This window comes from Pseudomonas sp. P1_C12 (genome assembly GCF_056406435.1).
Map to the genome: position 1 here is coordinate 325,857 of NZ_JBFUAE010000005.1, position 12,974 is coordinate 338,830.

16 protein-coding genes are annotated in these 12,974 nt (G+C 59.6%); 15 read left to right on the forward strand and 1 reads right to left on the reverse strand.

Annotation, left to right across the window (positions count from 1 at the left end; translation table 11 throughout):
• Positions 1-9: 9 nt before the first annotated feature.
• A complete protein-coding gene (suhB, locus tag AC1D19_RS11890; protein WP_007982736.1) occupies positions 10-828 on the reverse strand; it encodes a type III secretion system regulator SuhB in 819 nt (272 codons plus the stop codon).
• A 146-nt stretch (positions 829-974) separates the two neighbouring features.
• Here suhB and trmJ point away from each other — a divergent pair, with 146 nt between their 5' ends.
• The 15 genes from trmJ (at position 975) to ispG (ending at position 12,942) form a co-directional block, all read left to right on the forward strand.
• Positions 975-1,745 carry a tRNA (cytosine(32)/uridine(32)-2'-O)-methyltransferase TrmJ gene (gene trmJ / locus AC1D19_RS11895; protein WP_477763293.1) on the forward strand — a complete coding sequence of 257 codons (771 nt, stop codon included), beginning with the start codon at positions 975-977 and terminating at the stop codon, positions 1,743-1,745.
• Between the two features lie 2 nt (positions 1,746-1,747).
• Positions 1,748-2,521 (forward strand): serine O-acetyltransferase, encoded by a 774-nt coding sequence (gene cysE / locus AC1D19_RS11900; RefSeq protein WP_477763294.1) that lies wholly within the window; start codon positions 1,748-1,750, stop codon positions 2,519-2,521.
• A 254-nt stretch (positions 2,522-2,775) separates the two neighbouring features.
• Positions 2,776-3,267 (forward strand): Fe-S cluster assembly transcriptional regulator IscR, encoded by a 492-nt coding sequence (iscR, locus tag AC1D19_RS11905; RefSeq protein ID WP_003227911.1) that lies wholly within the window; start codon positions 2,776-2,778, stop codon positions 3,265-3,267.
• A 50-nt stretch (positions 3,268-3,317) separates the two neighbouring features.
• Complete coding sequence (locus tag AC1D19_RS11910; RefSeq protein ID WP_057716303.1) at positions 3,318-4,532, forward strand: IscS subfamily cysteine desulfurase; 1,215 nt, start codon at positions 3,318-3,320, stop codon at positions 4,530-4,532.
• Positions 4,533-4,614: 82 nt separating this feature from the next.
• Positions 4,615-5,001: a Fe-S cluster assembly scaffold IscU gene (iscU, locus tag AC1D19_RS11915; RefSeq protein ID WP_007974006.1), complete on the forward strand. Its 387-nt coding sequence runs from the start codon at positions 4,615-4,617 to the stop codon at positions 4,999-5,001.
• A 34-nt stretch (positions 5,002-5,035) separates the two neighbouring features.
• Positions 5,036-5,359: an iron-sulfur cluster assembly protein IscA gene (gene iscA, locus AC1D19_RS11920; RefSeq protein ID WP_003227904.1), complete on the forward strand. Its 324-nt coding sequence runs from the start codon at positions 5,036-5,038 to the stop codon at positions 5,357-5,359.
• A gap of 8 nt (positions 5,360-5,367) precedes the next feature.
• Positions 5,368-5,889 (forward strand): co-chaperone HscB, encoded by a 522-nt coding sequence (gene hscB, locus AC1D19_RS11925; RefSeq protein WP_477754701.1) that lies wholly within the window; start codon positions 5,368-5,370, stop codon positions 5,887-5,889.
• Positions 5,890-5,940: 51 nt separating this feature from the next.
• On the forward strand, positions 5,941-7,803 hold the full coding sequence (hscA, locus tag AC1D19_RS11930) for a Fe-S protein assembly chaperone HscA (RefSeq protein WP_477754700.1): 1,863 nt from the start codon (positions 5,941-5,943) through the stop codon (positions 7,801-7,803).
• A 2-nt stretch (positions 7,804-7,805) separates the two neighbouring features.
• Positions 7,806-8,147 (forward strand): ISC system 2Fe-2S type ferredoxin, encoded by a 342-nt coding sequence (gene fdx, locus AC1D19_RS11935; protein WP_477763295.1) that lies wholly within the window; start codon positions 7,806-7,808, stop codon positions 8,145-8,147.
• Between the two features lie 14 nt (positions 8,148-8,161).
• Positions 8,162-8,362: a Fe-S cluster assembly protein IscX gene (gene iscX / locus AC1D19_RS11940; protein ID WP_007973999.1), complete on the forward strand. Its 201-nt coding sequence runs from the start codon at positions 8,162-8,164 to the stop codon at positions 8,360-8,362.
• Between the two features lie 88 nt (positions 8,363-8,450).
• Positions 8,451-8,876: a nucleoside-diphosphate kinase gene (gene ndk / locus AC1D19_RS11945; RefSeq protein ID WP_007903599.1), complete on the forward strand. Its 426-nt coding sequence runs from the start codon at positions 8,451-8,453 to the stop codon at positions 8,874-8,876.
• Between the two features lie 28 nt (positions 8,877-8,904).
• Positions 8,905-10,047, forward strand: coding sequence for a dual-specificity RNA methyltransferase RlmN (gene rlmN / locus AC1D19_RS11950; RefSeq protein WP_477754698.1), 1,143 nt, complete (start codon positions 8,905-8,907; stop codon positions 10,045-10,047).
• Between the two features lie 16 nt (positions 10,048-10,063).
• On the forward strand, positions 10,064-10,822 hold the full coding sequence (gene pilW, locus AC1D19_RS11955; protein ID WP_477754697.1) for a type IV pilus biogenesis/stability protein PilW: 759 nt from the start codon (positions 10,064-10,066) through the stop codon (positions 10,820-10,822).
• On the forward strand, positions 10,822-11,829 hold the full coding sequence (locus AC1D19_RS11960) for a RodZ domain-containing protein (RefSeq protein WP_477763296.1): 1,008 nt from the start codon (positions 10,822-10,824) through the stop codon (positions 11,827-11,829). Before pilW ends, AC1D19_RS11960 begins: the two co-directional genes overlap by 1 nt.
• Before the next feature lie 3 nt (positions 11,830-11,832).
• Entirely contained in the window at positions 11,833-12,942 is a 1,110-nt protein-coding gene (gene ispG / locus AC1D19_RS11965; RefSeq protein ID WP_003185136.1) for a flavodoxin-dependent (E)-4-hydroxy-3-methylbut-2-enyl-diphosphate synthase, read from the forward strand.
• Positions 12,943-12,974: the final 32 nt, after the last annotated feature.

Consider the following 12,974-nt stretch of genomic DNA (forward strand, 5'->3'; position numbering starts at 1 on the left):
GCTGGAAGCTTAGCGCTTCAGCGAGGCTGGCAGGTGCGGCTGGATCGCCGTCAGGACTGCCTTGAAGCATTTGGTGTTGCCGGCAACGACGTGGCCTTTCTCAAGGAAGTCGTGACCGCCGGTGAAGTCGCTTACCAGGCCACCAGCTTCCTGGATCAGCAGGGCGCCTGCAGCCATGTCCCACTCGGACAGGCCCGACTCCCAGAAGGCGTCGAAACGGCCGGCGGCCACGTAGGCCAGGTCCAGGCTCGCGGAACCTGCGCGGCGGATGCCGGCAGTCTGGCCAACCAGGGCGCGGAACATGCCCAGGTAGTTGTCGAGGTTGTCCATCTGGTCGTCACGGAACGGGAAGCCGGTACCCAGCAGGGCGCCGTCCAGGCTGGTGCGACCGCTGACGCGCAGGCGACGACCGTTCAGTTGAGCGCCGCGACCACGGCTGGCGGTGAATTCTTCCTGGCGAACCGGGTCCAGAACAACAGCGTGTTCCAGGCGACCGCGGTATTTGCAGGCGATGCTGACAGCGAAATGAGGAATGCCGCGCAGGAAGTTGGTGGTGCCGTCCAGCGGATCGATGATCCACAGGTACTCTTCGCCTTCGATGCCGGTGCCGGCGTGCATGCCGGTCTCTTCACCCATGATCGAGTGATTCGGGTAGGCCTTGCGCAGGGCGTCGATGATTTTCTGTTCGGCGGCGCGATCCACCTCGGATACGTAATCCTTGGCGTCTTTTTCGTCGACCTTGATGGTATCCAGGCGCTCGATGGAGCGGAAGATCAATTCACTGGCGCTGCGGGCGGCGCGCAGCGCGATATTCAGCATGGGCTGCATGGATGTGTCACCTAAGGTTGTTAAAGAAAGCCGGGCATTCTATCAGAAAGTTTCTACAGGAGAAGGACGACGTTCGCTTTCATGGCTTAACGGTTGCTACAGCTGTAAGATTCCGCTCCCGATTATCGTGTTCGTGAGCGCCTCCCTTGCTGCAAAACATTCGTGTCGTCCTGGTCAATACCAGTCATCCGGGCAATATCGGCGGGGCTGCGCGTGCCATGAAGAACATGGGCCTGTCGCGGCTGGTGCTGGTCGAACCGCGCCTGTTCCCGCACCACGAGGCCGATGCCCGTGCTTCCGGTGCCGGCGACATCCTTGAAAAAGCGCAAGTCGTCGCCACCTTGGAAGATGCCTTGGTTGGCTGCAACCTGGTGTTGGGTACCAGTGCCCGCGACCGGCGTATTCCCTGGCCGCTACTCGACCCCCGCGAGTGCGGAACGAAGGTGGTCGAGGAAGCCGGGCAGGGTGCCCAAATCGCCCTGGTGTTCGGTCGTGAAGACTCCGGCCTGACCAACGAAGAGCTGCAGCGATGTCATTATCACGTGCACATTCCATCAGACCCTGAGTTCAGCTCGCTGAACCTTGGGGCGGCGGTGCAGGTGTTGGGTTATGAAGTGCGCATGTCCTGGCTGGCCGCGCAAGGTCAGCCGAGCAAGGTCGAGAAGGAAGAAGTGGCCTCGGTCAAAAGCGCTGAGCTGGCGACCATGGACGAGCTGGAGCGATTCTATGAACACCTGGAGCAGACCCTGGTGGCCATCGAATTCCTCGATCCGGAAAAGCCTCGGCACTTGATGGCGCGCCTGCGCCGGTTGTACGGACGCAGCTCGGTCAGCCGGGCGGAAATGAATATTTTGCGTGGCATCCTCACGGAAACCCAGAAAGCGGCCCGTGGCGAGCTCCTTAAGCGGAAGGATTAATGATGTTCGAGCGTTTGCGTGAAGATATCCAGAGCGTATTCCACCGAGACCCGGCGGCGCGTAACGCTTTTGAAGTCCTGACCTGCTACCCCGGCATGCACGCCATCTGGATTCACCGTTTGTCGGCGATGCTGTGGCGCGCGGACCTGAAATGGCTGGCGCGGCTGGTGTCGAACTTCGGTCGCTGGTTGACCGGGATCGAGATCCATCCGGGGGCCAAGGTGGGGCGTCGCTTCTTCATTGACCATGGCATGGGCATCGTTATCGGTGAAACCGCCGAGATCGGCGATGACGTCACTATTTACCAGGGCGTAACCCTGGGCGGCACCAGCTGGAACAAGGGTAAGCGTCACCCGACCTTGGGTGATGGCGTAGTGGTCGGGGCGGGCGCGAAGGTGCTCGGCCCGTTCACTGTCGGTGCCGGGGCCAAGGTGGGTTCCAATGCTGTAGTGACCAAGGAAGTGCCGCCGGGTGCCACTGTGGTGGGTATTCCGGGGCGGATCATCGTCAAGTCCGATGTCGAGCAGGACGCCAAGCGCAAGGCCATGGCCGAGAAGATCGGTTTTGATGCCTACGGCCTCAGCGAAGACATGCCCGACCCGGTGGCGCGTGCCATTGGTCAGCTGCTCGATCACTTGCAGGCGGTCGATGGGCGCCTGGAGGGGATGTGCGGGGCGCTGAAGGACCTGGGCAGCAATTACTGTGCGAAAGATCTGCCTGAGCTGCGCGAAGAAGACTTTGCCTGTGTGAAGGACAAGGATCAGAGTCAGGCGTAGGAGCTGCCGCAGGCTGCGATCTTTTGATTTTGCCCTTGTAAGCAAAGGTCAAAAGATCGCAGCCTGCGGCAGCTCCTACGGGTCGTATTCAGACAATGGCAGCGCGCTCACCGGTGTGCCATTGCGCCGTAGATCCTGCTATGATGCTGCCGCTCTTTTGCGGGTAAACCTGACTAAAGTACTAGGTCTTATAGTTGACTTAAATACTCGGGAATTGCATACTCGCCTCATTCCGAACTCCGTGGTAATTGTCCATGCGACTGACTACAAAAGGCCGATACGCCGTGACCGCCATGCTCGATCTGGCATTGCACGCGCAGCACGGGCCCGTGTCCCTGGCCGATATCTCCGAGCGCCAAGGCATCTCCCTGTCCTACCTCGAACAGCTTTTCGCCAAATTGCGCCGCAGCAATCTGGTGTCCAGCGTGCGCGGTCCGGGCGGTGGCTACCAATTGTCCCGCGACATGCAGGGCATCCAGGTCGCCCAGGTGATCGATGCGGTGAACGAATCGGTCGATGCAACCAAATGCCAGGGGCAGGGTGATTGCCATTCCGGCGACACTTGCCTGACTCACCACTTGTGGTGCGATCTGAGCCTGCAGATTCACGAATTTCTGAGCGGTATCAGCTTGGCTGACCTTGTGACTCGCCGTGAGGTGCAAGAAGTAGCCCAGCGTCAGGACCAGCGCCGTTGCAACAGCAAGGCGCCACGCCTGGACAAGATTGAAGCGTCCGCCGTCGAATGACAGCCGAAGAGCTAGCGGCACGCCAGCCAGCCTGATTTAGGAGATAGTCCATGAAATTGCCGATTTACCTTGATTACTCTGCGACCACCCCGGTTGATCCGCGTGTTGCGCAAAAAATGAGTGAATGCCTGCTGGTCGACGGAAACTTCGGTAACCCGGCGTCCCGTTCCCACGTGTTCGGCTGGAAAGCCGAAGAGTCCGTCGAAAATGCCCGTCGTCAGGTCGCTGACCTGGTCAACGCCGACCCGCGTGAAATCGTCTGGACCTCCGGTGCCACCGAATCCGACAACCTGGCAATCAAGGGTGCGGCGCATTTCTATGCCACCAAGGGCAAGCACCTGATCACCACCAAGATTGAGCACAAGGCTGTCCTGGACACCATGCGCCAACTGGAGCGTGAAGGCTTCGAAGTGACCTACATCGAGCCTCGCACCGATGGCCTGGTGACCCCGGAGATGATCGAAGCCGAACTGCGCGACGACACCATCCTGGTTTCGGTCATGCACGTGAATAACGAAATCGGCACCGTCAACGACATCGCAGCGATCGGCGAACTGCTCCGCTCCAAGGGCATCCTGTTCCACGTCGACGCCGCCCAGTCCACCGGCAAGGTCGAGATCGACCTGCAGAAGCTGAAAGTCGACATGATGTCGTTCTCCGCCCACAAGACCTACGGTCCTAAAGGCATCGGCGCCCTGTACGTAAGCCGCAAGCCGCGCGTACGTATCGAAGCGACCATGCACGGTGGTGGTCATGAGCGCGGCATGCGTTCCGGCACCCTGGCGACCCACCAGATCGTCGGCATGGGCGAAGCTTTCCGCGTAGCCAAGGAAGACATGGCTGCCGAGAACGCACGCATCAAGGCGTTGAGCGACCGCTTCTACAAGCAGGTCGAGCACCTGGAAGAGCTGTACGTCAACGGCAGCATGACCGCCCGCGTTCCGCACAACCTGAACCTGAGTTTCAACTACGTTGAAGGCGAGTCGCTGATCATGGCGCTCAAGGATCTGGCGGTTTCGTCCGGTTCGGCCTGCACCTCGGCGTCCCTTGAGCCTTCGTACGTACTGCGGGCCCTGGGCCGCAACGACGAACTGGCACACAGCTCGATCCGCTTCACCTTCGGCCGCTTCACGACCGAAGAAGAAATCGACTACGCCGCGCAGAAAGTCTGCGAGGCCGTTACCAAGCTGCGCGCTCTGTCGCCGCTGTGGGACATGTACAAAGACGGTGTCGACATTTCGAAAATCGAGTGGGCGGCACACTGATTTCAAGTCGCCGCAATCAGCCCTGTAAACTCAGGTTTCAGGGCTTCAAGAGCGACTCTCTGATGAGTGAGGATTAAGAATCATGGCTTACAGCGAAAAGGTCATCGACCACTACGAAAACCCGCGCAACGTCGGCAAGATGGACGCGGAAGACCCTGATGTCGGCACCGGCATGGTCGGCGCTCCGGCGTGCGGCGACGTGATGCGCCTGCAGATCAAGGTCAACGACGCCGGCATCATCGAAGATGCCAAGTTCAAGACCTATGGCTGCGGTTCGGCAATCGCTTCCAGCTCCCTCGCCACCGAGTGGATGAAGGGCAAGACCCTGGACGAAGCGGAAACCATCAAGAACACCCAGCTGGCTGAAGAACTGGCCCTGCCGCCAGTGAAAATCCACTGCTCGGTACTCGCTGAAGACGCCATCAAGGCGGCTGTTCGCGATTACAAGCAGAAGAAAGGCTTGATCTGATTTTCGAGTTTTGGCGACGAGTAAGGAGTCACCGATGGCTATCAGCATGACAGAAGCGGCTGCTCGACACGTGCGGCGCTCCCTCGACGGGCGCGGCAAAGGTGAAGGGATTCGTCTGGGTGTTCGCACCACAGGCTGTTCCGGCCTTGCCTACGTGCTGGAGTTTGTCGACGAGGTGGTTGCAGAGGACCAGGTGTTCGAAAGTCACGGCGAAAAAGTGATCATCGACCCGAAAAGCCTGGCCTACCTGGACGGCACCGAGCTCGATTTCGTCAAGGAAGGGTTGAACGAAGGCTTCAAGTTCAACAACCCCAACGTGCGCGGTGAATGTGGCTGCGGCGAAAGCTTCAACATCTGAGGCTTGTCGTGGGTACTCCTTGTCATTTCGCTTTATTCGAGCTGCAACCGAGTTTCAATCTGGACCTCGATCAGCTGGCTACGCGCTACCGAGAGTTGGCGCGCGGCGTTCATCCGGACCGCTTTGCTGACGCTTCCGAGCGCGAGCAGCGGTTGGCGCTGGAGCAATCCGCGAGCCTCAACGAGGCCTACCAGACGCTCAAGAGTCCACCCAAGCGCGCGCGTTACCTGCTCGCCTTGAATGGTGGCGAGCTGCCGCTGGAGGTCACGGTGCATGATCCGGAGTTTCTTCTGCAGCAGATGGAGTTGCGTGAAGAGCTCGAAGACCTGCAAGACAGTGCCGATTTGGCCGGTGTTGCAGCGTTCAAGCGTCGCTTGAAAACCGCTCAGGATGTACTGAACCAAAGCTTCGCGGCTTGCTGGAATGATGCAGCGCAACGTGAGCAGGCCGAGCGCCTGATGCGGCGCATGCAGTTTCTCGACAAGCTCACCTACGAAGTGCGCCAGTTAGAAGAGCGCCTCGACGATTAACCCAGTGCCGCTCCGGTCGCACGCCTGATATACAGATAAGTCCTGATAACGATGGCCCTACTGCAGATCGCCGAACCCGGCCAAAGTCCTCAACCGCACCAGCGTCGTCTGGCTGTGGGGATCGACTTGGGCACTACCAATTCGCTGGTCGCTGCATTGCGCAGTGGTCTTTCCGAGCCGCTTGCCGACGCAGAAGGGCGGGTCATCCTGCCGTCTGCCGTGCGCTACCACGCTGATCGCGTCGAGGTTGGCGAATCCGCCAAACTGGCCGCCGCCACCGATCCGTTGAACACCGTGCTGTCGGTCAAGCGCTTGATGGGGCGTGGTCTGTCCGACGTCAAGCAGTTGGGCGATCAGTTGCCGTACCGCTTTGTCGGCGGCGAGTCGCACATGCCGTTCATCGACACGATCCAGGGCCCGAAAAGCCCGGTCGAAGTCTCCGCCGATATCCTCAAGGTCCTGCGTCAACGCGCCGAAGCGACCTTGGGCGGCGAACTGGTGGGCGCGGTGATCACCGTTCCGGCCTATTTCGACGACGCTCAGCGTCAAGCCACCAAGGATGCGGCCAAGCTGGCAGGTCTGAACGTGCTGCGCTTGCTCAATGAGCCGACCGCGGCAGCCGTGGCTTACGGTCTGGACCAGCACGCCGAAGGCCTGGTCGCGATTTACGACCTGGGCGGCGGCACCTTCGATATTTCGATTCTGCGCCTGACCGGCGGTGTCTTCGAAGTCCTGGCTACCGGCGGCGACAGCGCCCTGGGCGGCGACGACTTCGACCACGCGATCGCTGGCTGGATCATCGAGAGCGCTGGCCTGTCCGCCGATCTCGACCCGGGCGTGCAACGCAACCTGCTGCAGACTGCTTGTGCGGCAAAAGAAGCGCTGACCAACTCTGCGAGCGTCGAAGTCGCTTATGGCGACTGGAAGGCTGAACTCACTCGTGAAGCCTTCAATGCGCTGATCGAGCCGATGGTTGCCCGCAGCCTGAAGGCCTGCCGCCGCGCTGTTCGTGATTCCGGTATCGAGCTGGAAGACGTGCATGCCGTGGTCATGGTGGGTGGTTCGACTCGCGTTCCTCGCGTTCGTGACGCCGTCGCCGAAGCCTTCGGCCGTGAGCCGCTGACAGAAATCGATCCGGATCAAGTGGTAGCGATCGGCGCTGCGATCCAGGCCGATACGTTGGCCGGTAACAAGCGTGATGGCAGCGAATTGCTGCTGCTCGACGTGATTCCGTTGTCCCTGGGGCTGGAAACCATGGGCGGCCTGATGGAGAAGGTGATTCCGCGCAACACCACCATCCCCGTCGCCCGCGCCCAGGACTTCACCACTTATAAAGACGGCCAGTCGGCCATGGCCATCCACGTATTGCAGGGCGAGCGTGAGCTGATCAGCGACTGCCGCTCCCTGGCACGCTTCGAGTTGCGCGGGATTCCGGCGATGGTGGCTGGCGCGGCGAAGATTCGCGTGACCTTCCAGGTCGATGCCGACGGTCTGCTCAGTGTTTCCGCCCGCGAACTGGGTTCGGGCGTCGAGGCCAGCATCCAGGTCAAGCCGTCCTACGGTCTGACCGACGGCGAAATCGCCAAAATGCTCAAGGATTCGTTCCAGCACGCCAATGACGACAAGGTTGCCCGCGTATTGCGCGAGCAGCAGGTCGACGCCCAGCGCCTGATCGAGGCGGTGCAGGCTGCTCTGGAGGCGGATGGCGAGCGCTTGCTCGACGCCGAAGAGCGCCTGGTCATCGACATGCAGGTGCAGGAACTGACCGAACTGATGAAAGGTACCGATGGTTATGCCATCGAGCAGCAGACCAAGCGTCTGTCGCAAGTGACCGACGCCTTTGCTGCCCGCCGCCTGGACTCGACGGTGAAAGCCGCGCTGGCGGGGCGCAACCTGAATGAGATTGAGGAATAACGATGCCGCAGGTCATTTTTCTGCCACACGAGAAGTTCTGCCCTGAAGGCATGGTTGTAGAGGCTGAGACCGGTACGTCCATCCTCGAGCTGGCCCATGAGCACCATATCGAGATGGAAAGTGCCTGTGGCGGTGTCTGCGCCTGCACCACTTGCCACTGCATCATCCGCGAGGGTTTCGATTCGCTGGAAGAGGCCGACGAGCTGGAAGAAGACTACCTTGATAAGGCTTGGGGTCTTGAGCGTGAGTCGCGTTTGGGGTGCCAGGCCAAGGTCGGTACCGAAGACCTGACCGTCGAAATTCCGAAGTACTCGCTCAACCACGCAGCCGAAGCAGCACACTGATTCAAGGAATTGTCATGAAACTCAAGTGGACTGATGTGCTGGAGATCGCGATCCAGCTGGCTGAAAGCAAGCCCGACGTGGACCCTATGTCGGTCAACTTCGTCGATCTGCGTAAATGGGTGATGGAGTTGCCCGATTTCGACGACATGCCTGAGCATTGTGGCGAAAAGATTCTGGAGGCCATTCAGGCCCACTGGATCGAAGAACGCGACTGAGCCACGCTGCAGGTTAGGCAATACCCAAGAACCCGCGTATAATTCGCGGGTTTAATTTTTCGTAAATTACCGTTTCTGGAGTTACACCATGGCTGTTCAACGTACTTTCTCCATCATCAAGCCTGACGCTGTTGCAAAAAACGTTATCGGCGAGATCACCACTCGTTTCGAAAAAGCTGGCCTGCGCGTTGTAGCTTCGAAACTGAAGCAACTGTCCAAAGCTGAAGCTGAAGGCTTCTACGCTGAGCACAGCGCTCGTGGTTTCTTCAACGACCTGGTTGCTTTCATGATCTCCGGTCCGGTTGTCGTTCAGGTTCTGGAAGGCGAAAACGCTATCGCTCTGAACCGTGAGCTGATGGGCGCTACCAACCCTAAAGAAGCTGCTGCCGGCACCATCCGCGCTGACTTCGCTGATTCCATCGACGCCAACGCTGTGCACGGTTCGGACTCCGAAGCCGCTGCCGCTCGCGAAATCTCGTACTTCTTCGCAGCTACTGAAGTAACCACTCGCTAAGCATTGGCTTAAGAGTGAAGGTGAATCCATGACTACATCGACTGTAAAAACCAACCTGCTGGGTCTGACTCAACAGGAAATGGAAAAATTCTTCGACTCAATCGGGGAGAAGCGTTTCCGTGCCGGTCAGGTAATGAAATGGATTCACCACCTTGGCGTCGATGATTTCGACGCCATGACGAACGTCAGCAAGGCCTTGCGCGACAAGCTCAAGGTGATTGCTGAAGTTCGCGGTCCTGAAGTGGTCAGCGAGGACATTTCCACCGACGGCACCCGTAAATGGGTGGTGCGCGTGGCGTCCGGCAGCTGCGTCGAGACCGTGTACATTCCCCAGGGCAAGCGCGGCACCTTGTGCGTTTCGTCCCAGGCAGGCTGTGCCCTGGATTGCAGTTTCTGCTCCACCGGCAAGCAAGGCTTCAACAGCAACCTCACCGCCGCCGAAGTCATCGGTCAGGTGTGGATTGCCAACAAATCCTTTGGCAGCGTCCCGGCAACCGTCGACCGTGCCATCACCAACGTGGTGATGATGGGCATGGGTGAGCCGCTGCTGAACTTCGACAACGTCGTCGCGGCCATGCATCTGATGATGGACGACCTGGGCTACGGCATTTCCAAGCGCCGTGTGACCCTGTCGACCTCCGGCGTGGTGCCGATGATCGATGAGCTCTCCAAGCACATCGACGTCTCCCTGGCGTTGTCCCTGCACGCACCGAATGACGCATTGCGTAACCAATTGGTGCCGATCAACAAGAAGTATCCGCTTAAGATGCTGCTCGAGTCGTGCCAGCGCTACATGTCGAATCTCGGCGAAAAGCGCGTGCTGACCATCGAGTACACCTTGCTCAAAGATATCAATGACAAGGTCGAGCACGCGGTGGAAATGATCGAGCTGCTCAAGAACATCCCGTGCAAGATCAACCTGATCCCGTTCAACCCGTTCCCGCATTCCGGTTACGAGCGTCCGAGCAATAATGCGATTCGTCGTTTTCAGGATCAGCTTCACCATGCAGGTTTCAATGTCACCGTCCGCACCACCCGTGGTGAGGACATCGACGCCGCCTGTGGTCAATTGGTAGGGCAGGTGCTGGATCGCACCCGTCGCAGCGAACGTTATATCGCCGTGCGTGAACTCAACGCCGACAACGATGTAGCGCAAGACGCCGCGAAATAACCAAGAGAGGAACTCTATGTCCCTGCGCTTTGCGCTGCTTTTGCTGTTGGCCAGCCTGTGTGCTGGCTGCGTGCTTTCGGGCGACTACAGCCCGATGAAGACCAGCAAGGGCCGCGATGAAGCGCGTGAGGCGTACGTTCAGCTGGGTATCGGGTATTTGCAGCAGGGGATGACCGAGCGCGCCAAGGTCCCGTTGAAAAAAGCGCTGGAACTGGATGGCTCCGACCCTGATGCCAACGCGGCGCTGGGGCTGGTGTTCCAGGCCGAGATGGAACCGGAACTTGCCGATGAGCATTTCCGCAAGGCGCTGTCTTCCCGTCCCGCCGATGCACGAATCCTCAATAATTACGGCAGTTTTCTGTTCGAGCAGAAGCGTTACAAGGAAGCCTACGAGCGCTTTGAACAAGCCGCAGCCGATACCCTGTATCCTGAGCGTTCGCGGGTGTTCGAGAACCTGGGCATGACCGCTGCGATGCTCGGTCAGCGCGATTTGGCCCAGCAGCAACTGGAAAAAGCCCTGCGCCTGAACCGCCAACAACCTCGTGCATTGCTGGAAATGGCTGAGTTGTCTTACGAAGACAGGCATTATGTGCCCGCGCGTGACTATTACGACCGTTTTAGCCAGCTCACTGAACAAAATGCACGTAGTCTATTGCTCGGCGTTCGGCTGGCAAAAGTGTTTGACGACCGCGACAAGGCCGCAAGTGCCGGCCTGCAACTAAAAAGACTCTATCCCGGTACACCGGAATATCAGCAATACCTGTCGGAGCAATGATGAAAGCGGCGCATCCCGAAGTTGTAGCAGCGAATCGCGTAAACCCCGGTGAGACTTTGCGCCAGGCCCGCGAAAGCAATGGCTGGTCGCTGGCCGAAGTGGCCCTCAAGCTCAACCTCACCCCCACTTCCTTGAGCAATCTGGAAGCCGGCGCTTTCGACAAGCTGCCCGGGCATACTTTTGCCCGTGGTTACATTCGTGCCTATGCCAAATTGCTCGGCATGGACCAGGCCGTACTGGTCCAGCAATTCGATCAATCCACCGGTACCGACTCCCAGGGCAGCAGTGTTCACAGTCTGGGTCGTATCGAAGAACCGGTCCGGGTCTCCCACACCATCCTGCGAATCGTCAGCCTGCTGTTGCTGATCGCGGTGATCGGTGGCGGATTCGTCTGGTGGCAGGATCAGACCTCGATGCGTACCAAGGACCTGATCGGGCTGGTTCCGGAACACGTTGAAGTCGAAGGCGCCGACGGTACTACGCAGATTCATCCGCTGGACGAGCCGGAAGACCAGGCTGTCGTGGAAGGTCAGACCGAAGGCGGAACCGTCCTCGCACTGCCACAGGCCGACACTCCGGCAGAAGCTCAGGCGACTGCACCGGCGGTGCCGGCCACTCCCGTCGCGCCTGCTCACAATTCAGCGCCAGTTGTCGCAGCACCAGTGACTCCGGCAACTCCCGCCCCGGCAGCGCCTGCTGCCCCGGTCGCGACTGCTCCGGCAGCCCCGAGCGCTCCTGCTCCAGCGGTAACCGCGCCAGTGGCCGGTCAAGGCCAGGTTCAGGTGCAGTTCACCGCCGATTGCTGGACACAAGTGACCGACGGTAGTGGCAAGGTACTGTTCAGCGGTCTCAAGCGCAAAGGCGCCAGCCTGGCAGTCAATGGTAAACCACCGTTTACCGTGCGTCTGGGCTTTGCCCGCGGCGCTCAGGTCAGCTACAACGGCCAGCCGGTTGATGTCGCTCCGTTCACCAGTGGCGAGACTGCTCGCCTGAAGTTGGGTCAATAAGTCATGCACGGCGAATCTCCAATCAAACGTCGCGAATCCCGCAAGATCTGGGTCGGTAACGTGCCTGTTGGCGGCGATGCACCTATCGCTGTGCAGAGCATGACCAACAGCGACACCAACGATGTCGCGGCCACTGTCGCGCAAATCAATCGCCTGGAAGCGGCCGGCGTCGATATCGTGCGGGTCTCCGTACCGGACATGGACGCTGCCGAAGCCTTCGGCAAGATCAAGCAGCTGGTCAAGGTGCCCCTGGTTGCCGACATTCACTTCGATTACCGGATCGCTTTGCGCGTAGCCGAACTGGGTGTCGATTGCCTGCGGATCAACCCGGGCAACATCGGTCGCGAAGACCGCGTGCGTGCGGTGGTGGATGCCGCCCGTGACCGCGGGATCCCGATCCGTATCGGTGTGAACGCCGGCTCCCTGGAAAAAGACCTGCAAAAGAAATACGGCGAGCCGACCCCGGCTGCGCTGGTCGAGTCTGCCTTGCGTCACGTCGAGCACCTTGAACGCCTGAACTTCCAGGATTTCAAGGTCAGCGTGAAAGCGTCCGACGTGTTCATGGCCGTCGAAGCCTACCGCCTGCTGGCCAAGGAAATCGTCCAGCCGCTGCACCTGGGCATCACTGAAGCCGGTGGTTTGCGTTCCGGCACGGTGAAATCTGCCGTGGGCCTCGGTATGCTGCTCGCCGAAGGGATTGGCGATACTATCCGCATCTCGCTGGCGGCCGACCCGGTCGAGGAAGTGAAAGTCGGCTACGACATTCTCAAGTCCCTGCACCTGCGTTCCCGTGGCATCAACTTCATCGCCTGCCCGAGCTGCTCGCGGCAGAATTTCGATGTGGTCAAGACCATGAACGAGCTGGAAGGGCGCCTCGAAGATTTGCTGGTGCCGCTGGATGTCGCGGTCATCGGTTGCGTGGTCAACGGCCCGGGCGAAGCCAAGGAAGCCCATATCGGCTTGACCGGCGGTACGCCGAACCTGATTTACATCGACGGCAAGCCGTCGCAGAAACTGACGAATGACAATCTGGTGGATGAGCTTGAACGCTTGATCCGCCAGAAAGCGGCCGAAAAGGTCGAAGCTGACGCTGCCGTTATTGCGCGCGGCTGAACCTGACTGAAGAGCCGAACGAATTTAAGGAT